Origin of the sequence: Sulfuricurvum sp., assembly GCF_028681615.1 — a bacterium.
Lineage (GTDB): Bacteria > Campylobacterota > Campylobacteria > Campylobacterales > Sulfurimonadaceae > Sulfuricurvum.
Window position 1 is genome coordinate 225738 of the sequence record NZ_JAQUHV010000001.1, and the last position, 24965, is coordinate 250702.

The window sequence follows — 24965 nt, forward strand, 5'->3', positions numbered from 1 at the left end:
TTCAACCTTTTTCAATTTATTCTTAACGTAAAAATTCGAGTAAATCGATATACTCTTTTTCGATCACACCCAAATTTTCCAACATGCGCATCTCATCGACTCCGGGATTCTCACTTAAAAATTCTCTGCGCCACTGGATATTGTCCTGAAGTTCGCTCAGCCCTGTTGAGAGATATTCGATCATAAGATCGATATCGCTTCCGCGGACCGCACCTTCCGTATCTACTTTATAAAACAAAAGAGCATAATCCCCTGTTTCATGTGAAAAACGAAAGTCTTCGGCAATGTTATGGACAATTGTTTTAATCCGCTCATCTTTAATAAGACGTTTCGCCATTGTCTACCCCCCGACTATGATATGTGATTGTATTGGCTTTTGGTATAGGAGTTGCTTAGATTATTTATCCAAATACAAAAGATTAAGCCAAACCGTGGAATCGCTCAAACTAAAATCCAAACTGCTTTACTTATTGTTACTGGTCGGATTTGGGCTGAGTGTTGTAGGATTGATCGGATATTTCAATATTAAAAATATCAAACGGCATATGGACACCCTCTATTACGGTTCCCTTGTCCCTTTAAGCGAACTCGCTTCTATCAATGATGCCTATGAAAACGATTTAACCATAACCGTCTATCGCTGGAACAATCATCTTATCAGCGACGATGACGCGGCACAAAAAATCTCCAACGGATTGGAAAAAATACAGCAGGGCTGGTCAAACTATCTCTCCTATCCCAAACGTCCCGAAGAGATGCCTTATGTCGATTACACCGAATCGCAGATGGACCTCATAGGAGGCTACTTTACCCAGATCCGTTCCATCATGCTTGATCCGAAACATTCACATCCGATTTCGTTAAGTACATTAAACGAAAATCTCCATTCCATCCACGAAACGATCCGCCAATTGATCACGTATGAAAATGCCTCTGCACGCTATGAACATTTGGAACTGATGGCACGATATGAAAATGCCCTGATGCAGTTAATTCTGTTTTTGGGAGTTATTTTAGTACTGGTGATGGGGTTGGCATGGAAAATTTTTGCCCGAATCGAATGGCAGCAGCACCAACTCATCTCCACAACCGAAACCCTAAAGCATCTCAACCTCAAACTTGAGCAGGCTTCCTACACCGATTCACTCACCTCCCTTTATAACCGACGCTATTTTAATGTCGTGTATGAGCGGGAGTTCAAACGGGCTTTGCGTGCATCAAAACCTTTTGTATTTATGATGCTCGACATCGATTTTTTCAAACAGTACAACGATACCTATGGCCATCTGCAAGGTGACCAGGCACTTCAGGCAGTTGCAAAAACACTCAAAGCGACCTTCCAGCGTCCGGGAGACTATCCGTTTCGTCTCGGCGGGGAAGAATTCGGTATTATCCTCACCGATATCAATTGTAAAAATGCCCATATTATGGGGGAGAGATTGCGCTCGAATATTGAGAAATTAAAAATAGAGCATAAAGGGTCAAAAATTTTGCCGACGCTGAGTGTTTCCATCGGAGGTATCTGTATCGTTCCGACGGCTCTTATGGGTGATGATGCATTGATCCACGCGGCAGATACCAACCTCTACGCGGCAAAAGAGCGGGGACGCAATCAAGTGGTGTTTGGTAATAAGTTATAATTATTTTTTGAATTTAAAGGAGAGTTTTTCGAGGTTTTCACGTACTTTTGGAGCAATTTCGCCCTGAAACTCCATCCATCCCTCTTTGTATGTACCGCCGCAGGCAAGTGACTTTTTAAGCGATGACAGCGTCTTTTGGGCATCTTCTTCGCATAAACTGAAAGGACCCACGAGTGTCACCACTTTCCCTTTACGCTTCTCTTTTTGGAATACAAGACGGTGAGCGGAAGGTTCCAGAATCGTGAGTGTTTGAGACGTTTTTTCCTCTTCCATACTCCACCCCTCGGCCCATGAGGCGCCGAGGTCCAGAGAGAGTTTCGTTCCACGGCTCACTGGATCTCTCCGCAGTATTCAAAGCGTTTCATGCCGTTGGGGAGAATTTCGATAAACATTTCGAGCGGTCGCACCCATAAACCGCGTTCACCGTACAATGGGCGGTACACAACGAGACTCTCGGATGTTTCAGAGTGCTTTGCAACACCGATCACCTCGTAATGCTTCCCTTTGTAATGGCGGTAGAGTCCAGGTTTAAGCACGGATTACCTTTTGTACCAATGCGCTGATCCCCTCAGCTTCAAAAGCATTTCGATTCGCCATCGATAGGATAGGGTTGGTACAGTATCGTGCATTATCATACACCACGACAATCACCTCATCTCCCTCTTGGAGAAAGTTTTTCTCACCGAAACGGGTATAGCGGGTCGCACCGATACTGATAATAGCGTTCTTAGGATTCCCGGCCTCTTTGAGATAACCGCTGATCGGTTCCAGCGGACCGAAATCAGCTTGGGAATTGATCTGATTTTTCATCCACTCCAGCAATTTTCCGTAAAAGAAACTGTATCCCGGCAATTCGACATCTTCGCCGTAGCGCATCAGCATCCCGTCCCGTCGTAAAAATGAAGCGATACGATAGGTATCCATCAATCCGCCTTTATCAAACGTATCAATCGGAATAAGGGTAGAAGAGAGCCCTTTGGACGAAGCACCCCAATTTTTCTTCTGGCTGATTTTTCCAGCCCCCTCGATGCGGAGAGAACAGTCGTTATACGCACCGAAAAACTTCGGCGTAATAGCGGTTACATTCCCCTCACCATCGTAATCAAGATCGCAAATAAGTGCTACTTCAGGTTCAGGTTGAACATTGCACTCTTCATTCGGGAGGGTAATCGTATCGGCACTGATCGGGTAAATACCGAGTTGGCCTTCACGTTCTGGGATATAGAAAGGGAAGATTCCTTTCGGACCGTTTGGGTCTTCGGTTAGAATATCTTTAAAATCGGCACTCTCACCGGCTTGTTCGAGATGGAGAGCAAAATTGCCCGCTACCCCTAATCCGATAAAGTTTTTATACTCTTTCATCCATCCCTCCGTTTAATTTATAAACTTCCGCTTGCTTTCGCTTCGGCAAACTCTTCATACGTACCTTTGAAATCGGTATAACTTCCGTCGGCATGGAGTTCGATAACACGTCCGGCAAATGCATCGAGCAACTCACGGTCATGGCTCACACAGATTACGTTGCCTTCAAATTCGTACAACGCCTCACCCAATGCGATAATCGCTTCGAGGTCGAGATGGTTGGTCGGTTCATCAAGAACGAGGAAATTTCCCCCCTCCAGCATCATTTTTGATAGCATCATACGGTGTTTTTCACCCCCGCTGATTTTCTCGATACTTTTCTCCTGCTGTTCGCCGTTGAAAAGCATACGTCCCAAACAGTTACGGATTTCCGAGATCTCACGTTTCGGATCAAATGCGCGGAGCCAATCGTACAGCGTCTCGCTTCCTTTGATACGGTCAGCCGTATCTTGCGGGAAATAAGTCGGTTCGATCGTAGCCCCCCATTTGACACTGCCGCTAGTCGGCTTGATCTCTTCCATGATGATTTTGAGCAAAGTTGATTTTCCGACACCGTTGGCCCCGATCACGGCAATTTTCTCACCCGGAACGATTTTAAGATTGATGTTGTGCAATACGTTCAAATCCCCGTAGCTGTGTGATACATCAAGCACATCAAGTGCTTCGTCCCCCATTTGGCGTTTCGCTTTAAAAACGATACTCGGGTCACGGCGGGAAGATGGCTTGATGTCATCAATCGTAAGTTTATCAAGTTGTTTTTGACGTGAAGTCGCCTGTTTTGCTTTAGATGCATTCGCCGAGAAACGACGTACAAACGCTTCAAGCTGCTCTTTTTCTTTGAGTTTTTTATCCCGTTCCAACTGCGCTTGGTTCGCCATAACGGTGGATGCGAGATACCAATCGTCATAGTTTCCGGTAAATTCGCGGATTTTTTGGAAATCGACGTCGAGGATATTGGTCACAACGGCATTGATAAAGTGACGGTCATGCGAGATGACGACCATGGTCCCCTCGTGGCGTTGAAGCTCGTGTTCCAACCATCCGATCGTATCGATATCGAGGTTATTCGTCGGCTCATCGAGGAACAAAACGTCCGGTTTCGGATACAGAACCTGTGCAAGAAGTACTTTAAATTTTTCCGACGACGGAAGAGTCGACATCAAATCGTTATGATGCTCAGCCGGAATTCCGACGTTTTCGAGAATTTTCGCGATCTGGACATCGTATTCGTAGGTCGGATCTTCTTCCACACAGATCATTTCCAGTTCAGCCAGTCGATCGTTGACTTTGTCGTCTTCAAAATCTCCCGTTGCATAAAGATGCTCTTTCTCTTTGATCGCATCATACAAGCGTTTATTACCCCATAAAACCGCATCTGCAATCGTAAAATCTTCAAACGCGAACTGATTTTGTCCCAAAACACCCACTTTGAGACCCGGTTCGATGGAGATATCCCCCTCGTACTCTTTGATCTCACCGCTGAGAATTTTGAGAAATGTTGTTTTTCCGGCGCCGTTGGCTCCGATGAGACCGTAACGTTTGTTGCGGTCGAGTTTGAGGTTGATCCCTTCAAACAAAATCCGACTTCCGAAACGCATTGTTAATTTCGTGACTTGTACCATTGCAAAACTCTTTATATACTAAAATTTCGCGATTATATCCAAATTCTGATTATGCTTTCCTAACATAGAATCAAAGGAAAATTTAAACCATAACAAATTATAATATCACAAAATAATCACGTTTAGGATTCAATGCAAACCGAAGCCCCTCTTTACGATGTACTAAATTATCTTCCGGAGGGAATTTTAATGGTTGATGAACGAGGGGTAATCCTCTTCGCCAACGAAGCATTTTCCGAGATGGTAGGGTATGAAAACGATATTCTCTTAGGTCTCAATATATTAAGCCTTTTAGCAGATATTGATGTTTTCACGGCATGCATTGCAAAAGTCATGAACGAGGGGAAATCCCTTGATGCCGAAACCGACTTTCTTCATAGTGACGGAAGAATCATCCAGGCGATCAAAAGCGTACGGATGATTCGCCATAATGAGCACATCCGTTTCTTTGTAAACATTCGCAACCTCTCCGATATAAATCGTCTGAATAAAGAGTTACGCCTCTCTAAAGAACTCATAGAATATCAGGCTCACGAACTCTCAACGCTGCTCAATTCCAAAAATCAGGAACTTGAAGAGATTTTGGGCAGTATCGACGAAGTGATCTGGTACATTGATAATCAGACCCTCTCACTTCGCTATGTCAACAATGCCGTAGAAGGAGTTTTCGGCTTTACCAAAGAGACGTTTTTAGCCGATCCTTCTCTCTGGCAACAACAGATATATCCCGATGACCGCGAATTGGTTAAAATGTTTTTTGAAACACTTCGCCCCGGACAATCGCAAGAAATTCGGTTTCGAATTCTCCGTAATGACGGTGAATCGCGATGGCTTAACAGCCGTATTCATCATCATCCGACACTCAAACTCTTTATCGGTATCACCTCCGATATCACCTCATCAAAAACACAAAGCGACGAGATTGCATTTTTAGCCTATCATGACCCGCTTACACTCCTTCCCAACCGTGCCAAATTAAAACTCCAGCTTGAAAACCGTTTCGAGCACTCGTCTTCGACCCCTTTTGCCCTGCTTTTTTTGGATTTGGATAATTTTAAAAACATTAATGACACGATGGGGCATGAAGTCGGCGACAAGATCTTAATCGAAGTGAGCCGCCGTATTCTCGCAACTGCGGGAGAACATGACTTTTGTGCCCGTTTCGGAGGGGATGAATTTGTCGTTTTACTCCAAGATACCGACATCTCACACGTTAACATGTTTGCCGAGCGTATGATTCAAATGTTCAAACGCCCTTTCCGGGTCAAAGAGATCGACTTTTTTCTCTCCACTTCTATCGGAATCGTCCTCTACCCGCAAGATGCTCAAAACGGGGAAGATTTGATCAAACATGCCGATACGGCCATGTACGAAGCCAAAAATAAAGGCAAAAACCAATTTGTTTATTATCATTCATCCATGCAGCGCGCTATCCATAACTTTTTATACATCGAATCGTTGGTCCGTGACGGACTCAGACAAAATCTTTTTGAACTCTATTTTCAGCCGCTGATTGATAGCAAAACGCTCCGTTTGGAAGGGTATGAAGCACTTATGCGACTGCCCCATCCGACAGAAGGGTTTGTTTCTCCCGATATTTTTATTACGGTTGCCGAAACCAACGGGGATATTCTTCTAATCGGGGAAGTGGTATTACGGCAAGCCTGTGATTTTATCACTTCAGTACGACAGCTATGCTCACAGCCGTTTTTTGTGGCAATCAACATTTCATCCAAACAGCTGCATCAAATGCATTTTGCCCAGGATCTTTTGGACTATCTCAAAGAACGAGATATTCCTCCCTCCTTTTTAAAAGTTGAACTTACCGAAAGTGCCGTTATGGAAAACATCGATATCGCCGCCGTTCAGCTTAATAAGCTTAAAGAAGGAGGGGTACGGATTGCATTGGATGATTTCGGAACCGGATATTCGTCTTTTGCCTATTTAGCCCAGCTTCCAATCGACACTCTAAAAATTGACAAATCGTTTATCCTTACCCTGTTTGAGGTCAATTCGAATCGCCATATTGTCGAAGCCATGTCGAATCTCGCCCATGTGCTCGGGATGAGTGTTACGGCTGAAGGGGTCGAGGAGAGTGAGCATTTTGACTTTTTAATCCAGAATAAAATTGACACCCTTCAGGGATATCACCTCTCACGGCCACTTCCGCGAAACGTTATCCTCCAAAAACTTCAAAATTCCGATCCATACTTTACGCCCCTCCCCTTATAAGACAAAACGTGAGATATGCGAGTAAGGCGATACACCCTGTTTTGGCACAGTGAACCTGCTCAACCCATTTTTGTAAAGATATGTCACGGTGACGATATTAATAACGGAAATACAATTATTTTTAACATTCCCATAAGATTGTAATGGTTAAAATGTGTCAAGGATTATGCTGGTTATAGTTCGATTTTTTCACGGAGCACAATGTGACACAAATTTATGTCGGGAACATTCCCTACGGCAAAGACGAAAACGATCTTAAAGATCTTTTCGGACAATATGGTGAAGTTAGTTCAGTTAAATTCGTAAATGATAAAGAAACAGGCCGTTTCCGCGGTTTTGGTTTCGTTGAAATGGCGAACAAAGACGAAGCTGACAAAGCGATCACTGCCCTCGAAGGTAACGATTTCGGCGGACGTACACTTCGTGTAAACGAAGCTCGTCCACGCGCACCACGCCCTCCACGCGACCGCTGGTAATCACTCCCATGAAGCCCTCACGGGCTTTCATGCCACTCTAATACAATTTCCCTTTTCTCAAAAACAATTTCTCTATAACTCTTATTTAAAGATGCACAATGACCTATACACTCACCGAGCCTTACATCGAATTGCATAAACTTATTAAACTGTTAGATCTCGTCGACACCGGCGGACAAGCCAAAGTATTAATCGAAAACGGACATGTATTCCGCAACGGTGAATGTGAAACCCGTAAGCGGGCAAAAATCACCAAGGGAGAGACGATCACAATCGGTGATGTGGTTATCGAAGTGATCTAATCCATTGTTTATTAATCGACTTTTGACTATAATCACGTAATACAAAAAGCTTGGAAAAATATAGATGAAAAATATCAAAATGATGGTTGTCGGCTTTGCCAGTGCGGTTGCCGTAACTGTCGCTCTTTCCACCACGCTCTTAGCCAAAAGCGATGCTCCTGTTGTTACCGAACCCTCTGTTGAAGCATCCCGCTTACAGTCGTTAGCCAAATTCACCAAGGTTCTAGGAATCGTTGAGCAATACAATGTCGACGGGCTGAGTATCGATCAGCTGATCGATAAAGCGTTGCAAGGGCTTTTATCCAATCTTGATGCCCACTCGACCTATATGGACAAACAAAGCTATGAGAGCCTCAAAAGCCAAACGGACGGTGAATTCGGCGGACTAGGGATTACTGTCGGTATGCGTGACAACGCTCTTACCGTTATTGCACCGATCGAAGGGACTCCTGCCGATAAGGCCGGTATTAAAGCGGGTGACATTATCCTAAAAATCAATGATAAATCTACGCTAAGCATGACCATTGACGATGCGGTCGGTATCATGCGCGGAAAGCCTAAAACGCCGATCGATCTCACAATCGTCCGTAAAGGTGAAGCGGAACCTTTGAAATTTCATATCATCCGTGACATTATTACCGTCGAATCTGTCTATACCCGTAAGATCGATAACAATATCCTCTATATCCGAATTACCAGTTTTGATAAAAAAGTAGCGGCGGATGTGAGAACGGCAATCAAGAAAAATGCCGCTACCAGTAACGGAATCATTATGGATTTACGGAATAATCCAGGAGGTCTTTTGGATCAAGCGGTTGAATTGACCAACTTATTCGTCAGTGAAGGTGTTATCGTATCGCAAAAAGGGCGTAACAAAGCGGACGATGTCTCGTACAGTGCAACCAAAAGTGCAAAAATTACCGATTTGCCGCTCGTTGTTCTCGTCAATGAAGGGAGTGCCAGTGCGTCAGAAATCGTCAGCGGAGCGCTCCAAGATCTCAAACGCGGTGTTGTGGTCGGAGAAAAAACATTCGGTAAAGGCTCCGTTCAAGTCGTAATGCCGATTACCGAAACCGAAGCGATCAAACTCACGATTGCCCGCTATTACTTACCGAGCGGACGTACCATTCAAGCGGTCGGCGTTATCCCTGATATCGTCGTCGCTTCAGGTGAAGTGAAAAAACATGAGAACCAATTTAACATTAAAGAATCCGATCTCAAAAAACATCTGGAGAGCGAACTCCAAAAAGACGGCGGTATGATCGATGTAACCGAAGTAAATGCCAGCAATAAAACCGTTATCACCCCTGAGCAGTTGGATAAAGACATTCAACTCAAAGAGGGCGTCGATATCATCAAAGCTCTTATCATAGTCAAAGGAAAGTAACAATGGAAAAACGTGATCTCATCTATGAAGGCAAGGCTAAACGCCTCTTTACCACAGACGATCCGAATCTCGTCATTGCCGAGTTTAAAGATGATCTTACGGCGTTTAACGGAGCTAAAAAAGATCAGGAAGCCGGTAAAGGTGCTCTGAACAATAAGATCTCAACCGAACTGTTCAAGATGTTAGCCGCAAACGGAGTGGAGTCTCATTTCGTAGAGATGCTCGATGACAACAATATGCTCTGTAAAAAAGTGGATATTATCCTTATCGAAGTAATCGTGCGCAATATCGCGACCGGAAGTCTTAGTAAAAACCTTGGTATTCCTGATGGAACCGTACTCCCATTCACCCTCGTCGAATTTGATTACAAAAACGATGCACTCGGTGATCCGAAACTGAACGATCAGCATTGTTTGATCCTCGGACTTGTCAAAAATGAAGCCGAATTGGATCAACTCCGCGCTATGGCACGTGAAATCAACTCTATCCTTCGCCCTTATTTCCATGAAAAAGGGCTCAATCTCGTCGATTTCAAACTTGAATTCGGTCGTGACAAAGACGGAAAAATTATCTTGGCAGATGAAATCAGTCCGGACAACTGCCGTTTTTGGGATTTAGCAACAGGTGAGAAAATGGATAAAGACCGTTTCCGTCAAGGTCTCGGCGGGCTTAAAGTAGCCTACGAAGAAGTATTAAATCGAATATTGGGGTAATGATGAAAGCAATAGTAAATGTATTTTTGAAAAACGGTGTTCTTGACTCTCAAGGCAAAGCAGTACATCATGCTCTTAGCGGCCACGGTTTCGGAAGTGTCAGTGATGTTCGCGTCGGCAAACAAATCATTATCGAAATGAACGAGAGCGATGAAGCGGTTGCAAAAGAGAAAGTTGCCCACATGTGCGAAGAGTTGTTGGCCAACACGGTTATCGAAGATTACGAGATCGAGATTCAAGCATGAAAGTAGGTATTGTTCAATTCCCGGGGACAAACTGTGAATACGATACCCAGCATGCGTTTGCCGCATTGGGATGCGAAACACAAATTCTTTGGCATAAAGAAGATACGATTCCGGATGGTACCGATCTTGTTGTCGTTGCCGGCGGTTTCAGCTACGGTGATTACCTTCGCAGCGGCGCGATCGCCAAAATGTCTCCTATCATGAAAGCGTTAAAAGTGTATGCTGATAACGGTGGAAAAGTACTTGGTATCTGTAACGGTTTTCAAGTCCTTACCGAAACAGGGCTCCTTCCAGGTGCACTAAAACGTAATGAAGGTCTCCATTTTATCTCCCGTCATCACCACCTCAAAGTGGTCAATAACGACAATGATTTCCTTCGTCATTGTACGGTCAATCAAGTCGTCAATATTCCGATCGCCCATCATGACGGAAATTTTTATATTGATGAAAACGGTTTAAAAGAGCTTTATGCCAACCATCAGGTATTGCTCCAATACACAGACGCATCAGGGAATATAGATAATCCGAACGGATCAGTCGACAGTATTGCAGGAATTTGCAACAAAGCAAAAAATGTTTTCGGTCTCATGCCGCATCCTGAGCGTGCAATGGAATCTCTTTTGGGTTCAGATGACGGCCGAGCTATGCTTGAAGGGTTTATAAACGCTTGAAAACGCTGATACTTTTCTTTCTCTTTGCAGGATATCTGTTTGCTCTGTCCGAGCCATCCGTACTGACAGATCCTACGCCTCAAGAAGATACTGCTGCGGCACAGGCTCCTGCAACTGAGCAAAACAATGAAATAGGTTCCCTCTTTTCAGGTGTCTCTTCCACACTTAAATTGCAATTCAATGCTCTTCCAACACATCCCTACGTCGGTGAAATCATTGCCGTACCGGTCAAACTGACTCCGGTTGACATCGCATCCGGAAATATTGAGTACACATTGCAAAATGAAGAAGGAGTACGTATTTTCAGCGACACTCCTCGCCGCAGCGTCAAAGAAGACGGTGTATACGATACTTTCTATTTTTTAGTGCAGTCACCATCGATACGACTTCCGGATATTACCGCAACATTGAGCGCTACCGGTGCCAATTCTGAAACTTTGGTCGGTACGTCGCTAAGTGCAACGCCTCTTAATCCGCCATCAACCTTTGCAAAAGTCTTGGCCGATAAATTTGAAATCATCAACTATAAGACTACCCCGTATAACAGCGAAAGCAATGTTGTTATTTTCACCGTAAAAGCATCACGATGTAACATCGGTGATTTTACGATCCCAAATGCCATCAAGCAAGGGTTTGAATCTAAACTTCCGAATGTCGGCGAGTCGCAAATGACCTATTATGCGATTATCCCTAACACCGAGCAAAATCTCAATTTTTCTTTCTTCAATCTTAAAAAACAACGCTTTGAATCGCTTGTGATTCCCATCATTGTTGATGATGATACCGTTTCCACACAAAGCGATCTTTCACCGACCGATTCAGCTCATACCGAACTCAAAATAGGTGCTGCATCCGTTGTCAGTATTATCCTTTTCGGTTTATTCTACTGGAGACGGCAAAAAGGGTATTTGTACGCTTCCGTCGTCCCAATGTTCTATATCGTCTATGCCTTATTACCGAACCAAACGATCTGTATTAAAAAGGATGCATCGATTTATCTGCTTCCAATCAATAACGGAACCATTTTTGAAACAACGACGCAGGAAGAACATTTAGAAGCAGAAAAAGAGGTGGGTGATTTTACTAAAATTCACCTATCTAACGATAAAGTAGGATGGGTTAACAAGCGTGATATTTGCTCGAATTAAATGGATTTACGCGGTCATAGTCATCTTTTCGGGAATGACGCTGATGATCACGATATTCCCTTTCGTCCCTAAACCCTATGCGCAAAAAATCAGTGCATGGTTTATCCGTTTACTGATTTTTACCCCGATCAAAGTCCATGGAACTCCCGATCCCGATGTACAAATGTACCTCATTAATCACCAAAGTGAGCTGGACATCGGTATCATGGAGACAATCACCCCTAAGAATCTGGCATGGGTCGCTAAGAAAGAGCTCTTCAAAGTCCCGTTTTTCAGCCTCGTACTCCGTTTACCCAAAGACATTGCTCTCGAGCGTGAAAGTAAAACGGCTCTTGTCAAACTGATCAAAGACTGCAAAGACCGCCTCGACCATGGGCGCGTCATTACCATATTTCCCGAAGGGACCCGTACTGAAACCGGAAAAATGAAACCGTTTAAGCCGGGGGCGAAAATGGTAGCGGACAAATTTGCCCTCAAAGTTCAGCCGGTTGTTTTTATTGCAACGGCCTGGCATTTCAGCAATAAACGAAAAGACTTCCATCCGGGAACGATTCACGCCATTTATCTGGATTCTTTCATAGCCGATAAAAGCGATCCGGATTGGCTTAAAAATCTCCAAATCAAAATGCAAAAGGCGTATGACGATGAGCTGGCAAACCATCCTCGCTATCGGTAGCGGTGCCTTTATCGGTGCAGTTCTTCGAGCCTATATCAACGGGGTCGTAAATCACCATTTTCCCCACACTCTCCCATTCGGTACTCTCTCGGTTAACTTGATCGGAAGCTTTTTAATCGGTGTATTATTCGCCTATTTTGCCTATACGACATTCTTTAGCATCCATATGAAATCGTTTCTAACCACCGGCTTGTTGGGTGGACTCACTACCTATTCTACATTTGCGATGGAAACCGTTTTCTTGCTCGGCGGAGGAAATATTCTACTGGCTGCGGCCAATATGGCCCTGAATCTTTTCGGTTCGGTTCTTATGGCAGGAGGGGGATATTATCTCTTTCGACATTACCTAGGGTAATAATCTCATCGGCACACCAAGCTGCCAAATCACCGTCATGGGTGATCAATAATACTCCCATCCCCTTGATTTCCTTCACGATCAGTTTCATGATATCGAGCTGATTGAGATTATCCAATGCGGAAGTCGGCTCATCCAGCAGCAATAATTTCGGTTTCATCAACACTGCCCGCAATATCGAACACCGCTGTAATTGTCCGCCTGAAAGCTTATGGGGAAGCGAATCCAAATGTGCTTCTTCTAACCCCATCTCTTCCAACAACGATTCATACCCTTCCATCGATGTCACCTCGCGGATTTGTTCGCGTATCGTATAGGTAGGATGAAATGAGCTGTACGGGTCTTGAAACACCTGTGAAAAGGTAGAGGATCGGATGGACCCGGATGAGGGTTTTCGGTGTCCCAGGATCAGTTCAAAAAGGGTCGATTTCCCGACACCGCTGGGGCCGACAATCGCTTTGATCTCCCCTTCTTTGAGTGAAAGGGAAAAATTATTAAATATTTGGATATCTTTTGTATATCCAAAAGATATATTTTTTATATCTAATACAGAGTTCAACGAATCTGACCTTTTCCGTACACTTTATATTTATAGGTAGTCAGACCTTCTACACCCATCGGTCCGCGTGCATGAAGTTTGTTCGTACTGATCCCTACTTCTGCACCGAAGCCGAATGCGCCTCCGTCGGTAAAACGGGTAGACGCATTGACATAGACACACGCTGCATCGATCGCATCCATAAAGCGCTCTGCCGTCGTAATGTTTTCGGTAATGATTGCCTCAGAGTGACCGGAACCGAAACGGATGATATGGCTGATTGCACCCTCTACTCCGTCTACTACCCGGATATTAAGGATATTGGCCAAATACTCCGTATCAAAATCCTCTTCGCTCGCAGTCGAAACATTGATGATTTCTCGTGTCTGTTCACACCCTTTTAATTCCGTATGCGCCCGATCAAATGCATCTTTTAAGACCGGTAAAATCTCAACCGCAATTGATTCATCGACTAACAGGGTTTCCATCGAATTACATACGCCCGGGCGCTGTACTTTGGCGTTAAGGGCAATCGCAATCGCATTCTCTATATTGGCCGCTTTATCGATATAGGTATGGCAGAGTCCTTTGTCGTGTTTAACAACAGGAACACTGGCGTTTTGGCTCACAAAACGGATCAACGCCTCTCCGCCGCGAGGAACGATCAAATCGACGTACTTATCCATCTTGATCAGTTTTGCTACCCCTTCGCGTGTTGCATCCGGCAAAAGAGCGATCAATTCATGCGGTAGATTATTACGGGTTAAAACCTGCTGCATGACATCGGCAATGATCTTATTGGAGTGCTCCGCTTCTTTGCCCCCTTTGAGGACACAGCCGTTGGACGTTTTAAAGCACAGCGCTGCCGTATCGGACGTAACGTTCGGACGCGATTCATAGATGATACCGATCACCCCGATAGGGATACTGACTTTCTCGATTTTAAGTCCTGCTTCGGTGACCCATCCCTCGATGACTTTTCCGATCGGATCTTTGAGTGCGGCAATCTCTTCGATCGCAACGGCCATCGATTCGATCCGTTTTTCGTCCAAGAGCAGACGTTCTTTCATTGATGAAGCGAGATTACTCTCTTGCGCATTGCGCATATCGATTGCATTGGCTTCGATGATGTTCATCGTATTTGCACGAAGTGCTTCCGCCATTTCTCGCAGGATCCGGTTACGTTCGCTTCCGCTCATAGTCGCCAAAACACGGCTTGCAGATTTGGCTTTTTCTAAAAAATGTTCCATGATAGTTCCCTTTTAATAGGGATATTATAACAAATGCGGATTAATGCAATACCCCGCTCAAAATTCTCTTTATAGATACGCTCTAATATCTTGCAATAATCTATCCAGTTGAGCTCTGTACTGATCGTAAAGGCTAAAATAGCTCTGTTCGTGATTATCACTGAGTGCTAGTTTCATATTCGAAGCAATCTCAGCGAGCGGATGCGCCCCGATGTTTTCAGTAACACCGATAATATCAAGAAGCAATGCATCGGCAGCTTGGAGATTGTGAGAGCGTAAAAACTCTCCCAATTGATTAGAAGAATTGCCATAGTCAGTAATGAACTCCGCTAAGATTTCACGGTAAAAACCTTCATCTTCTCCACACGTTTGAAGCCCTTTTTCAATATCTAGGGGTTTTCTACTATGCGCTTCTGCCGACTCATTTTTCTCGGCTCCTTTACCTGTATAGGCATAGAGAACGTCATATAGGGAATCCATTCTCAAAGGTTTTTCCAGTTGCTCCGCCATTCCCGCATTTTTCATTTTTTGTATGTCATCCGATGCAGTGTCTCCACTGAGCGCAACGACTAAGATATGATCGTACTTAGGATTTTCCCGAATAATGCGTGTTGCTTGGAAGCCATCCACTCGCGGCATGTGCGCATCCATTAAAATCATCAAAAAATTTGTGTCATTTTCTAGTATATCCAGGGCTTCCTGACCATCATTCGCCATGACTATATCGATACCGCTTCCGGCTAAAAGACCCATAATAACTTTTTGGTTGATAGGGTTATCTTCCGCAACCATAATTCTCTCACCCGCAAATTCAGAAAAATTTTGTTTTGTAATTTTTCCATGTTCGGGAACAGATCGTTTCGGGATTGTCTTGTCACTTTTTCTTCTGGACGTTAAATCTTCAGGTACGACTTCATGAGCCGATGGTATAACTTTGAACTCTTCTTCTTTTTCTGGTAGGGAAATTTCCGGAAGCGGCTCTATTTTTGGTTCTTCTTTTATCTCAGGAACTGCCTCTATCTTATCATTGGCATATTCTTTCGTTCTATCATGTTTTTTCGGTTCTTCACTAGGAATTTGCGGGGTTGATCTTCTTTTTAAAATAAAGTAAAAAACTAAAAAGCCTGCCGCTACCACTACGATAGCTAAAATCTCTTGTAGAAATTCATTCACCATTAGATACTCTTTTTTTCTTTAATCATACAATATTAACTCGACTTTTGCACATAAATTCTTATAAATCCACAAATATTAAAAGCAGATTGGCTACTTTATTCTCCATTTCGATGGCGATATTTTTGGATTTAATGCGTGACATAGCGTAAGAGCAAAAGCTTTTGTCTGCCATACCGACATCATAATGTGAAGAAAAGGGAAATGAGTTAAGAGGGGGAAACTGGATCCCCGATCAAGTCGGGGATGACGTAGGAAAAAATTACTCGATTTCAGCGTCGATGACGTCGTCATCTTTTTTCGCTGAGCCGGAAGCAGCTTGACCGCCTTCGTTTTGTTTGTACATTTGCTCTGCCATTTTGTGGCTCGCATCTGCCAATTTTTTCGTTGCCGCTTCGATCTCTTCTTTAGAAGCATCAGTATTTTTGAGTACCGCTTTAAGCTCTTCAAGTGCCGATTCGATCGTTGCTTTTTCGCTTGCGTCGATTTTATCGCCCATCTCTTCAAGAGATTTTTCGGTTTGGTTAGCCAACGCATCCGCTTGGTTACGAAGATCTACGATCTCTTTACGTTTTGCATCTTCTGCTTTGTGGTTTTCTGCGTCTTGAACCATTTTATTGATCTCTTCTTCAGAGAGTCCGCTCGAACCGGTGATTTTGATCTCTTGGGTTTTGCCGGTACCTTTGTCGGTAGCGGATACGGTCAAGATACCGTTCGCATCGATATCGAATGTTACTTCGATTTGAGGTACACCGCGGCGTGCCGACGGGATACCGGTAAGTTCGAACAACCCGAGTGATTTGTTATCACGGGCAAACTCGCGCTCACCTTGGACAACGCTGATACTAACTGCCGGTTGGTTATCTTCCGCAGTTGAGAACACTTGCGATTTTTTAACCGGGATTGTGGTCCCTTTTTCGATGATTTTCGTCGCAACACCGCCAAGTGTTTCGATCCCGAGAGATAGTGGTGTAACATCGAGAAGAAGAACGTCTTTTACGTCTCCACGTAGAACCCCACCTTGGATCGCCGCACCGGCTGCTACTACCTCATCCGGGTTTACCCCTTTGTTCAACGTTTTACCGCCGAACTCATCTGAAACCATTTTTTGTGCGATCGGAAGACGTGTTGAACCACCGACCATGATGATTTCGTTGATCTCGTTTTTGCTAAGACCCGCATCTTTCATCGCTGTTTTGATGTGAGAAATAGTTTCTTTTACAAGCGTATCGATCATCCCTTCGAATTTCGCACGGGTCAATTTAACGACCAAGTGTTTAGGACCGGATGCGTCTGCGGTGATAAACGGAAGATTGATCTCTGTTTCTTCCGCAGATGAAAGCTCTTTTTTCGCATTTTCAGCCGCATCTTTGAGACGTTGAAGCGCCATTTTGTCCGCTTTCAAATCAATCCCGTGGTCGGATTTGAACTCAGTCGCGAGGAAGTCAACGATTTTGTTATCGAAGTCATCCCCACCGAGGAACGCATTCCCGTCGGTTGAAAGAACTTCAAATGTTCCTTCAGAAATTTCAAGAACCGTAACATCGAACGTTCCGCCCCCTAGATCGTAAACGAGAACTTTTTCATCCCCTTTTGAATCCAAACCGTATGCCAATGCTGACGCCGTCGGCTCATTGATGATACGAAGGACGTTAAGACCTGCGATGGTTCCCGCTTCTTTGGTCGCTTTACGCTGTGCATCGTTGAAATACGCCGGAACGGTAATAACTGCATCAGTTACCGCTTGACCAAGGTAGCTCTCCGCATCCGCTTTCAATTTTGAAAGGATTTTTGCAGAAATTTCTTGAGGGGTATATACTTTACCCGCTACGTCAACCGCTGCCATACCGTTTTTATCAACGATTTTATAGGTAACTTTATCGTGAGCTTCTTTTGCTTTTTCTTCGTTCATCATAAGACCCATGATACGTTTGACCGAGTAGATCGTTTTATCCGGGTTTGTGATTGCCTGACGTTTCGCCGGATCACCGACAAGGATTTCACCTTTGTCTGTAAACGCTACAACGGAAGGAGTTGTATTTTTTCCCTCTTTATTAGGGATAATTTTCGCTTCGCCGCCTTCATAGACAGCAACACATGAGTTTGTAGTTCCTAAATCGATACCAATAACTTTTGACATATTAATTCCTTTATTTAAATTTAGTTTGCTATTACGACCATTGCATCGCGCAATGTTCGCTCTTTATATCGAAACCCTTTTTGAAAAGTGTTTACGATTGCTCCGCTTTCATGATCCGGACTGTCCACACGCTGTACCGCGTTATGAATATTCGGATCAAACGGCTCTGATTCATCCACCGGAGTTACTCCGTGTTTTTCGAGAACACCGAGAAGCTGTTTCATTGTGAGTTCAACACCCTCTTTTAGCTTCTCCAAAAGAATCGCAGGCTCCGCTTCGATCTCCGCCGCACCGATCGCCATGGAAAGCGAATCGACCACAGGGATCAAATCTTTCGCAAATTTTTCGTTTGCGTACTCAAGCGCTTGGTATTTCTCCCGCTCAAGACGTTTTTTGATATTGTCGAAATCGGCATGTACGCGGGCGTACTTATCTTTAAAAGATGCCAATTCGGCTTGAATAGTTTCTAATTCGTTCATGCTCTCAACGATTTCGCTTTCGCCCTCTTGTGTAGGGGTCTGCTCGTCGCTGATCACGTCTTCATTTATTTCATTAGACATAAGTTATACGACTCCTTTTTTGAAATCCGGTGTTATTATAGTACATTGAGTCAACTATTGTCAAGTGGTATATGATAATTTTTATGCAGAATAGTTGAGTCTATTCATATCAAGTATATATACCGACTCTAAAATGCTATAATAAGCCTAAAAAAAGGGGAGTGAGTATGTCACCGAGAGTTAAACAGCTTATCCCCGTACTGTTGCTAGGGATTTTTGCCCTAATCTTGTGGTTTACCCCTCCACCGCTTGCCATTACCCCGAAAGCATGGCAACTCTTCACGATTTTCCTGACAACTATTATAGCTATTTTAGGTAACGTACTGCCAATCATCGCCGCATCGGTCATTGCACTCGCTATCAGTGTCTTATCCGGGGTCATCGAGCCTGTAAAAGCCTATGCGGGGTTTTCGGAAAGCTTCATTTTAATGATCATTGCGGCTTTTTTAGTCTCTCACGCCGTTCACAAATCTGGGTTAGGAAAACGGCTTTCGCTCCACATCATTCGCCGTTTCGGCCACTCTACTCTGGGGCTCGGATACAGCCTCATCGCCACTGATATCTTGATTGCTCCCGCCTTTCCGAGTAATACAGCCCGAAGCGGTGTTCTCTATCCTATCGTCTACGGTCTGGCACACGACTGCGGCTCAAAGGTGGGTGATAATACCCAACGTCGTGCGGGAAGCTATCTGATGATGACGTCTATGGCGGGTCTTACTATCTCGTCGGGTCTTTGGCTTACAGCTATGGCAGTTAATCCCGTCGGCGTCGGTATCGCGGAGACTATGGGAATCCATATCACGTTCGGCAGCTGGCTGCTCTATGCACTTCTCCCGACTCTGATCGCATTTGCCCTCATTCCGTGGATGTTGTATCGTATTTATCCTCCCGAACTTCGCTCAACTCCCGATGCTCCTCAAAAGGCAAAAGAGGCATTGGAACACATGGGACGCATCAGCCGGAACGAGTGGATAACTGCCGGTGTTTTTGTCTCGATGCTGACACTTTGGGCACTTTCGGGAATACTGGGGGTCGATAAAGCTGCCGTTGCATTCGGGGGACTTGGAATTTTGATGGCGACACGCGTTTTCGGCGTTGAAGATTTTAGAAGCCAAGGCGAAGCGCTCAGTACCCTGATATGGTTTGCCATTCTCTTTGCACTCAGTACCCAGCTCGCCGAAATGGGATTTATGGGTGCCGTCGCGAACCATTTTACCCTCTATCTCATCGGACTCTCTTGGATGTGGGTTTATTTACTCTTGATAGCCGTATATGTACTGATTCACTATCTCTTCGTTTCGCAAAGCGCTCATCTTTTAGCCCTCTTCGGTATCTTTTTAGCCGTCGGTGTAGGGGCCGGTGTTCCGGGAGAATTGATGGCAATGATGCTGCTGTTTGCCACCAACTTTAACGCCACGATCACCCCGCAGGGCTCTTCGTGTAACGCGATCTATCTCAGCTCCGGCTATATCAGTGCTCGGGAAATCTATATCTACGGCGGGGCAATAACGCTGCTCAATTTCGTTATCTTTTTGGCAATCGGTACCCCGTGGATATTAGCGGTGGCACATTTATGAACCGGTTAGCTTTTCTCCGCAAAACCCTTTTTGGAAAAGTCTCCCTATCCGTATTGGGTGTTTTAGTACTGCTGTATATTCTCCTCTTTACCCCATTGGGAAATCGTATGATGACCCCAATCGTTGAAAGGTCTCTCAGTTCCGCCCTCTCCACACCCGTTGCGTTGAGAGAATTCTCACTGCGCCACAACCGTTTTCATGTGATGATTCAAGATACATTCGGGAATACCCTCTCCACCCAAGGTGGATTTTCACTCCTGACCCTTCGACTCTATGCCCATTATCGTTTGGAATGTTTCCATGAAAAAGGGTTGAACCCGATTACGGAACCGTTCAAAACCGAAGGTGCCCTTAGCGGAGGAATCGCGGCATTCGACATTCACGGCAATGCAACGATTTTCGGAGGAGATGTGCTGTATCAAATCGAATTGCACCGTTTTCACCTCGCAATACTCGAACTTAAGCTTCATAATATCGCGTATGAACCGCTTCTTCATATGCTGGAATACCCCTCAAAAACTGATACGATCCTCTCTGGTGACATTGCTCTACGCGGATTTGATCGACGCGATGTGGACGGTCTTATTCATGTGAGTACCCAAACCCATCGTTTTACACCGACCCAGATAAAAGAAGATAATAACGAATCGTTTGATCTCAAATCACTCCTGGCGGATAAATTCGGACATATCAAGCCCTTCGATGTGAATATCACCATTGATGCTTCGCTTGAGCATGCCGGAATTTTGGAACAATTTGTCGGAATCCCCCTGGGCGGAAGTGCGGAATTCAGTTCTACGCTAAGCGGAGACGAAAAACTTCTCACGCTGAATGCCCATACCGATGTCGCTGAAAGTAATACAACCCTGTTTGTGTCGATCCCGAATTTGGAACCGGCCTCCGTAACGTTTCATGTAAATCATGCTGACTTACAAGAGACATTTGCCCTCTTTGCACTGAAAGCTCCCGTAACCGGAAGCGTCGACGGAGCGGGAGAATTTACGACCAAAGGCGCAATAGTGTCGGTTAACGTTACAAAAGGCTCGACACTTCCGGACGTGCTGCATCAAGAGTACAATATTACACAGCCGCTCATCCATTTCGATGCCGCCATCCGTGCCGATATCACCTCGAAAGGGGTCCATTATCGAGGATCGTTCAAATCCGATTTGAACCGCATGGAGATCGATACGACGACAACCCATGACCAAATGCTTTCCGGACTCTTAAAAACCCTGCGCTGATTTAAAAGTATAGGGGAATTTTATCCCCTATAGCTGACAATCCCCCCCATGAAAAATATTACAACCGTACTTGAATATCACGACCGAACCAAACACCGTCCCTCTCGCTATGCCGCCAGTCTGGGTTATATGGACTGGGCAACACAACCCAATCCCTTTCGTCGATACGAAGGGACAGAGCTCATTCCCCTGAAACTTAACACGATCACACCTCCCTATCATCTTTTGTTTGGAGAAGACCTTCCCTCTGCACCTTTGTGTTTGGAATCCGTTTCCCAACTGCTCCGATACGCTCTCGGACTCGCAGCATGGAAAAGCCACAGCGGTTCACGCTGGGCACTACGGTGCAATGCCAGCAGCGGGAATCTCCAACCAAGCGAATGCTATATCCTCGCTCCCGCACTCGAAGGAATCAGTGACCATCCGACCCTCTCTCACTATGCCCCAAATGAACATGCTCTGGAGATCCTTCATCAGTTCGACACACCGTTAAAAATTGAAAACGATACGATTCTGATCGCATTAAGCTCAATTTTTTGGCGTGAAGCCTGGAAATACGGTGAACGGTGTTGGCGTTATTGCCAGCTCGATGCGGGACATGCGTATCAGGCGATAAAGATCAGTGCCGCGGCACTGGGATGGGAATGCACCATTTTAAGCGTCGACAGTGGGGAAATCGGGCACCTCTGCGGATTGGATCAGCTCCGCCGCTTCGATCCGCATGAGCTAGAGAGTCCTGATATGCTGCTGCGCCTATCGCTCTCATCCCATGAGATTTCCGATATCGATTTGCCAGCCGTGCCGCCGTTGGACAGCCGTGCCAATCTCCTCAGCCCATCCCATCATGATTGGCCGATTTTAGAGGTTATAGATACGGCGACTCAAGGGCTCTATCCCCTAACACACCCTCTGACACAATCGCGAATCACTCCGCCTCCCTCTAAAAGTGCCGGAGAGATCATTTTGAAACGGCGCAGCGCTCAAATGATGGACGGCAGTTCCATCACCGAAGAGCAGTTTCGCCGACTCCTCAATGCTTCACTGTTTTGTCGCGAGACGAGTGATGTTCATTTTGCCCTTTTTGTCCATCGTGTAGAGGGGCTGCCTAAAGGATTGTATACCTACGTCCGAAATACATCCGATTTAGAGTCTCTCAAACAAGCGATGGACACGACGTTTGAATGGAAGGATTACGGAGAAGGGCTGTATCTGCTGCGTGAAGGAGACTATCGCGGAGCGGCTCAGATGATCTCCTGCAATCAAGAGATTGCAAAAGACGGAGCCTTTAGTTTCGGTATGCTTTGCCGCTTTGGAGAATCGCTCGAAACTTACGGTGCCATAGGATACAAAAATCTCTACCACCAATGCGGTGCCATCGGTCAGATGCTTTATCTCGAGGCAACGTCACTCGGACTTAGCGCAACGGGGATCGGATGCTTTTTAGACGATGAATTCCATGCTCTGTTAGGCATGCACGACTTGAAATATCAATCGCTTTACCATTTCACGATCGGACGAGCTATTATCGATACCCGTATCATGACGCTTGAACCTTATACTCATTAAAGGATAACTCCTTTATAATCGACTCTTATTCTGTCGAGTAGAGGAATGGTCTTGTGCACAATGAAATATTTTCAAAAGAGGTAGACGCACTCTATCGAGCGCTTCCTGTCCCATTGGCAGCAAACCTTTTTAATGCGCTCATTATTATTTTTGTTCTACACGGACACATAGCCGACACCATTCTTGGTCTATGGATGGGCGCAAATATTTTAGTTCTCTTACTCCGTTTCGCAAACTATTATAAATTTCGTTTTTCAACTATCTCTTTACCTATCTCCACCGCCTATAACTTCTACATGTTCGGTATCATCGCATCAGGTCTCTTATGGGGATCAAGTGCCTTTTATCTTCTTCCGGATTCTGCCAACCACGCAGTGATCTTAATCATTATCGTCGGAGGAATGGTCGCCGGTGCAGTCGGATCGAGTTCGTATCGTCCGGAAAGTTACATAGTTTATAATCTACTCGTCCTTACTCCGTTTGCCGTTCATTTTGTAGTGAACAATGCAGATGCATCATGGCTGATCGGAATTACCATTCTATTATTTTCACTCATGATGATTATCTCAAGTAAAAAATTTCATGCAAACTTTAGTGAAGTTATCTTATTGCAGCTCAAACAACAAGAATTACTGGATCATCTTAAAGAAGAGAAATACTACACCGAGCATCTCAATGAAAATCTCCTTCAAGAGATGATCGAAAAAGAGCAATACCAAACCGATCTTATAAAAGCGCTCGAAGAAGCACGCCAAGCTTCTATCGCCAAAGATGCTTTTTTTGCGACCATGAGTCATGAACTCCGAACTCCTCTGAATGCAATCATCGGCTTTTCCCAAATTCTAATCCATCGACCCGACACCCCAAAAGAGTTGTCTTCAACCATTGAAAAGATATTGCTTTCAGGAAAACATCTTTTAGAGTTGGTCAATACCATCCTCGATTTTTCAAAAATGAAAGCGGGAAAAATGGAACTTCACTACACCGTTTTTTCAGTATCGGAATTATGTAAAGGGATTTCTATAATCGTTGAACCTCTCGCGAGCAAACGCTCCATTCAGATTCATTATCCTGCACTGAGAGACGAATCACTGAGAGGAGATCGACAAATGATTCAACAGATCTTGATCAATCTCTTAAGCAATGCAATCAAATTTTCGCCTGATCATGCATCTATTGAAGTGAGATATCAGCCGGATTTAGAAAACCGATTTTCTATTTGTGATCACGGAAAAGGGATAGCAAAAGAAAATTTGGAAACTATTTTCGATCCTTTTATTCAAATTTATGCTCATAATAATGAAAGTTTAAAAGGGACAGTGTTGGGTCTTGCGATTGTCAAAGAGATGGTTCAAGCACACGGTGGCCGTATTTGGGCAGAAAGCACGATAGGTGAAGGAAGCTGTTTTTATTTTACCATACCGTCGAATATCACATAAGTGTCATCTGTTTTCTGCATCGCTTAGAGTAAGGCAAAAAAGCACTTTTTTTCCCTGTGCATGGAGAATCTCGGCAGCTTCGCTCAGTGTTGTCCCCGTAGTAAAGCCGGGTTTAAAATTTTAACAAAAGTCATATTATCTATTTTCTCCCCTATTTTAGGGATTTTTAGAAGATTATGTATTAATCAATAAGTATCATACTATTTTACTATTGAAGTATGATTAAGAATTGACGCTTATACCATTTAATCATTAACAGGAAGTATGATTAATGATCATAAAATCAATGAATGTTTACTGTTCTTCAAATACGGTTGTTTTCATTTGAGAAGCCAAGCATAACCGTTTTCAGTTAAGATCAGTGTACTGTCTAATTCTCGCCGGATAAAATATCCATCCTCGACAATCTTGGCAATGGCTTGCTCTATTGCAACATTGACATCATCACTGGCATTAGCCTCGATACTTATCATAGGAATAGAAATCTGATGGAAAATTTCACGATCTATAAAAGCATGGCCTACCTCCTTCCTGTCTTCAATACAATACTTTTTTATTCTAAGCAAGGCTTCTGAAGTTAGTTTGTCGACCGGTGACGGTTTTGGTTGATTCGCTATTTGTTTTTTTAACTCATCTATTACACCCATAG

General features: G+C 44.4%; 26 protein-coding genes. 15 read left to right on the forward strand and 11 right to left on the reverse strand.

The genetic code is table 11. From position 1 onward, the window contains the following. Positions 1-22: 22 nt before the first annotated feature. Positions 23-337: a hypothetical protein gene (locus tag PHE37_RS01215; RefSeq protein ID WP_299996516.1), complete on the reverse strand. Its 315-nt coding sequence runs from the start codon at positions 335-337 to the stop codon at positions 23-25. A gap of 94 nt (positions 338-431) precedes the next feature. Between PHE37_RS01215 and PHE37_RS01220 the strand changes: the two genes are divergently transcribed. After that, entirely contained in the window at positions 432-1640 is a 1209-nt protein-coding gene (locus tag PHE37_RS01220) for a diguanylate cyclase (RefSeq protein WP_299996518.1), read from the forward strand. On the opposite strand, the gene PHE37_RS01225 is transcribed toward PHE37_RS01220, so the two are convergent. Genes PHE37_RS01225 through PHE37_RS01240 form a run of 4 tightly spaced genes read right to left on the reverse strand, consistent with a single transcriptional unit; the run spans position 1641 to position 4624 of the window. After that, on the reverse strand, positions 1641-1973 hold the full coding sequence (locus tag PHE37_RS01225) for a translation initiation factor (protein WP_299996521.1): 333 nt from the start codon (positions 1971-1973) through the stop codon (positions 1641-1643). Then, positions 1970-2176, reverse strand: coding sequence for a DUF1653 domain-containing protein (locus PHE37_RS01230; RefSeq protein WP_299929052.1), 207 nt, complete (start codon positions 2174-2176; stop codon positions 1970-1972). The genes PHE37_RS01225 and PHE37_RS01230 overlap by 4 nt, the downstream gene beginning before the upstream one ends. Further along, on the reverse strand, positions 2169-3002 hold the full coding sequence (locus PHE37_RS01235; RefSeq protein ID WP_299996524.1) for a DUF5718 family protein: 834 nt from the start codon (positions 3000-3002) through the stop codon (positions 2169-2171). The genes PHE37_RS01230 and PHE37_RS01235 overlap by 8 nt, the downstream gene beginning before the upstream one ends. Positions 3003-3019: 17 nt before the next feature. Next, complete coding sequence (locus PHE37_RS01240; RefSeq protein ID WP_299993597.1) at positions 3020-4624, reverse strand: ATP-binding cassette domain-containing protein; 1605 nt, start codon at positions 4622-4624, stop codon at positions 3020-3022. Positions 4625-4756: 132 nt separating this feature from the next. Here PHE37_RS01240 and PHE37_RS01245 point away from each other — a divergent pair, with 132 nt between their 5' ends. The 10 genes from PHE37_RS01245 (at position 4757) to crcB (ending at position 12829) form a co-directional block, all read left to right on the forward strand. After that, positions 4757-6856 (forward strand): GGDEF and EAL domain-containing protein, encoded by a 2100-nt coding sequence (locus tag PHE37_RS01245; RefSeq protein ID WP_299993596.1) that lies wholly within the window; start codon positions 4757-4759, stop codon positions 6854-6856. A 203-nt stretch (positions 6857-7059) separates the two neighbouring features. Continuing rightward, entirely contained in the window at positions 7060-7332 is a 273-nt protein-coding gene (locus PHE37_RS01250) for an RNA-binding protein (protein ID WP_013459257.1), read from the forward strand. A 98-nt stretch (positions 7333-7430) separates the two neighbouring features. Further along, positions 7431-7634, forward strand: coding sequence for an RNA-binding S4 domain-containing protein (locus tag PHE37_RS01255; protein WP_299993595.1), 204 nt, complete (start codon positions 7431-7433; stop codon positions 7632-7634). Between the two features lie 64 nt (positions 7635-7698). Further along, positions 7699-9021, forward strand: a complete 1323-nt coding sequence (locus tag PHE37_RS01260; RefSeq protein ID WP_299993594.1) for a S41 family peptidase — start codon at positions 7699-7701, stop codon at positions 9019-9021. A 2-nt stretch (positions 9022-9023) separates the two neighbouring features. Further along, a complete protein-coding gene (gene purC, locus PHE37_RS01265; protein ID WP_299993593.1) occupies positions 9024-9734 on the forward strand; it encodes a phosphoribosylaminoimidazolesuccinocarboxamide synthase in 711 nt (236 codons plus the stop codon). Between the two features lie 2 nt (positions 9735-9736). After that, positions 9737-9979 (forward strand): phosphoribosylformylglycinamidine synthase subunit PurS, encoded by a 243-nt coding sequence (gene purS / locus PHE37_RS01270; protein ID WP_299993592.1) that lies wholly within the window; start codon positions 9737-9739, stop codon positions 9977-9979. Beyond that, complete coding sequence (purQ, locus tag PHE37_RS01275) at positions 9976-10650, forward strand: phosphoribosylformylglycinamidine synthase subunit PurQ (protein WP_299993591.1); 675 nt, start codon at positions 9976-9978, stop codon at positions 10648-10650. Before purS ends, purQ begins: the two co-directional genes overlap by 4 nt. Next, on the forward strand, positions 10647-11798 hold the full coding sequence (locus PHE37_RS01280) for a hypothetical protein (protein ID WP_299993590.1): 1152 nt from the start codon (positions 10647-10649) through the stop codon (positions 11796-11798). Before purQ ends, PHE37_RS01280 begins: the two co-directional genes overlap by 4 nt. A 43-nt stretch (positions 11799-11841) precedes the next feature. Continuing rightward, positions 11842-12474 (forward strand): lysophospholipid acyltransferase family protein, encoded by a 633-nt coding sequence (locus PHE37_RS01285; protein ID WP_299993589.1) that lies wholly within the window; start codon positions 11842-11844, stop codon positions 12472-12474. Further along, positions 12443-12829: a fluoride efflux transporter CrcB gene (gene crcB / locus PHE37_RS01290; protein WP_299993587.1), complete on the forward strand. Its 387-nt coding sequence runs from the start codon at positions 12443-12445 to the stop codon at positions 12827-12829. Before PHE37_RS01285 ends, crcB begins: the two co-directional genes overlap by 32 nt. On the opposite strand, the gene PHE37_RS01295 is transcribed toward crcB, so the two are convergent. The 5 genes from PHE37_RS01295 to grpE all read right to left on the reverse strand — a co-directional run bounded on the left by PHE37_RS01295 (position 12783) and on the right by grpE (position 18490). Further along, entirely contained in the window at positions 12783-13388 is a 606-nt protein-coding gene (locus tag PHE37_RS01295; RefSeq protein WP_299993586.1) for an ATP-binding cassette domain-containing protein, read from the reverse strand. The two genes, crcB and PHE37_RS01295, sit on opposite strands and share 47 nt — an antisense overlap. Beyond that, entirely contained in the window at positions 13385-14617 is a 1233-nt protein-coding gene (locus PHE37_RS01300) for a glutamate-5-semialdehyde dehydrogenase (protein ID WP_299993585.1), read from the reverse strand. The genes PHE37_RS01295 and PHE37_RS01300 overlap by 4 nt, the downstream gene beginning before the upstream one ends. A 69-nt stretch (positions 14618-14686) precedes the next feature. Further along, positions 14687-15793 (reverse strand): response regulator, encoded by a 1107-nt coding sequence (locus tag PHE37_RS01305; protein WP_299993583.1) that lies wholly within the window; start codon positions 15791-15793, stop codon positions 14687-14689. A 259-nt stretch (positions 15794-16052) separates the two neighbouring features. Then, the gene (gene dnaK, locus PHE37_RS01310) at positions 16053-17930 is read right to left on the reverse strand and encodes a molecular chaperone DnaK (protein ID WP_300008110.1); all 1878 of its coding nucleotides are present in this window, start codon (positions 17928-17930) and stop codon (positions 16053-16055) included. Between the two features lie 20 nt (positions 17931-17950). Continuing rightward, a complete protein-coding gene (gene grpE, locus PHE37_RS01315) occupies positions 17951-18490 on the reverse strand; it encodes a nucleotide exchange factor GrpE (protein ID WP_299993582.1) in 540 nt (179 codons plus the stop codon). 167 nt (positions 18491-18657) lie between these two features. On the opposite strand from grpE, the gene PHE37_RS01320 reads away from it, so the two are divergent. The 4 genes from PHE37_RS01320 to PHE37_RS01335 are packed head-to-tail and all read left to right on the forward strand — an operon-like array spanning position 18658 to position 24316. Beyond that, positions 18658-20067, forward strand: coding sequence for a DASS family sodium-coupled anion symporter (locus PHE37_RS01320; RefSeq protein ID WP_299993581.1), 1410 nt, complete (start codon positions 18658-18660; stop codon positions 20065-20067). Further along, complete coding sequence (locus tag PHE37_RS01325; RefSeq protein WP_299993580.1) at positions 20064-21311, forward strand: hypothetical protein; 1248 nt, start codon at positions 20064-20066, stop codon at positions 21309-21311. The genes PHE37_RS01320 and PHE37_RS01325 overlap by 4 nt, the downstream gene beginning before the upstream one ends. Before the next feature lie 48 nt (positions 21312-21359). Beyond that, positions 21360-22877 carry a SagB/ThcOx family dehydrogenase gene (locus PHE37_RS01330; RefSeq protein ID WP_299993579.1) on the forward strand — a complete coding sequence of 506 codons (1518 nt, stop codon included), beginning with the start codon at positions 21360-21362 and terminating at the stop codon, positions 22875-22877. A gap of 53 nt (positions 22878-22930) precedes the next feature. Continuing rightward, a complete protein-coding gene (locus tag PHE37_RS01335; protein WP_299993578.1) occupies positions 22931-24316 on the forward strand; it encodes an ATP-binding protein in 1386 nt (461 codons plus the stop codon). A 320-nt stretch (positions 24317-24636) separates the two neighbouring features. On the opposite strand, the gene PHE37_RS01340 is transcribed toward PHE37_RS01335, so the two are convergent. Next, positions 24637-24963: a hypothetical protein gene (locus PHE37_RS01340; protein ID WP_299993577.1), complete on the reverse strand. Its 327-nt coding sequence runs from the start codon at positions 24961-24963 to the stop codon at positions 24637-24639. Positions 24964-24965 lie beyond the last annotated feature (2 nt).

Bases quoted from the DNA above. Each gene is read 5' to 3' on its own strand.
- purC (WP_299993593.1), top strand. From the start codon at position 9,024: ATGGAAAAACGTGATCTCATCTATGAAGGCAAGGCTAAACGCCTCTTT.
- PHE37_RS01330 (WP_299993579.1), top strand. From the start codon at position 21,360: ATGAAAAATATTACAACCGTACTTGAATATCACGACCGAACCAAACAC.
- crcB (WP_299993587.1), top strand. From the start codon at position 12,443: ATGAGCTGGCAAACCATCCTCGCTATCGGTAGCGGTGCCTTTATCGGT.
- PHE37_RS01305 (WP_299993583.1), bottom strand. From the start codon at position 15,793: ATGGTGAATGAATTTCTACAAGAGATTTTAGCTATCGTAGTGGTAGCG.
- PHE37_RS01260 (WP_299993594.1), top strand. From the start codon at position 7,699: ATGAAAAATATCAAAATGATGGTTGTCGGCTTTGCCAGTGCGGTTGCC.
- PHE37_RS01235 (WP_299996524.1), bottom strand. From the start codon at position 3,002: ATGAAAGAGTATAAAAACTTTATCGGATTAGGGGTAGCGGGCAATTTT.
- purQ (WP_299993591.1), top strand. From the start codon at position 9,976: ATGAAAGTAGGTATTGTTCAATTCCCGGGGACAAACTGTGAATACGAT.
- purS (WP_299993592.1), top strand. From the start codon at position 9,737: ATGAAAGCAATAGTAAATGTATTTTTGAAAAACGGTGTTCTTGACTCT.
- PHE37_RS01255 (WP_299993595.1), top strand. From the start codon at position 7,431: ATGACCTATACACTCACCGAGCCTTACATCGAATTGCATAAACTTATT.
- PHE37_RS01320 (WP_299993581.1), top strand. From the start codon at position 18,658: ATGTCACCGAGAGTTAAACAGCTTATCCCCGTACTGTTGCTAGGGATT.
- grpE (WP_299993582.1), bottom strand. From the start codon at position 18,490: ATGTCTAATGAAATAAATGAAGACGTGATCAGCGACGAGCAGACCCCT.
- PHE37_RS01325 (WP_299993580.1), top strand. From the start codon at position 20,064: ATGAACCGGTTAGCTTTTCTCCGCAAAACCCTTTTTGGAAAAGTCTCC.
- PHE37_RS01300 (WP_299993585.1), bottom strand. From the start codon at position 14,617: ATGGAACATTTTTTAGAAAAAGCCAAATCTGCAAGCCGTGTTTTGGCG.
- PHE37_RS01340 (WP_299993577.1), bottom strand. From the start codon at position 24,963: ATGGGTGTAATAGATGAGTTAAAAAAACAAATAGCGAATCAACCAAAA.
- PHE37_RS01245 (WP_299993596.1), top strand. From the start codon at position 4,757: ATGCAAACCGAAGCCCCTCTTTACGATGTACTAAATTATCTTCCGGAG.
- PHE37_RS01285 (WP_299993589.1), top strand. From the start codon at position 11,842: ATGATCACGATATTCCCTTTCGTCCCTAAACCCTATGCGCAAAAAATC.
- PHE37_RS01215 (WP_299996516.1), bottom strand. From the start codon at position 337: ATGGCGAAACGTCTTATTAAAGATGAGCGGATTAAAACAATTGTCCAT.
- PHE37_RS01240 (WP_299993597.1), bottom strand. From the start codon at position 4,624: ATGGTACAAGTCACGAAATTAACAATGCGTTTCGGAAGTCGGATTTTG.
- dnaK (WP_300008110.1), bottom strand. From the start codon at position 17,930: ATGTCAAAAGTTATTGGTATCGATTTAGGAACTACAAACTCATGTGTT.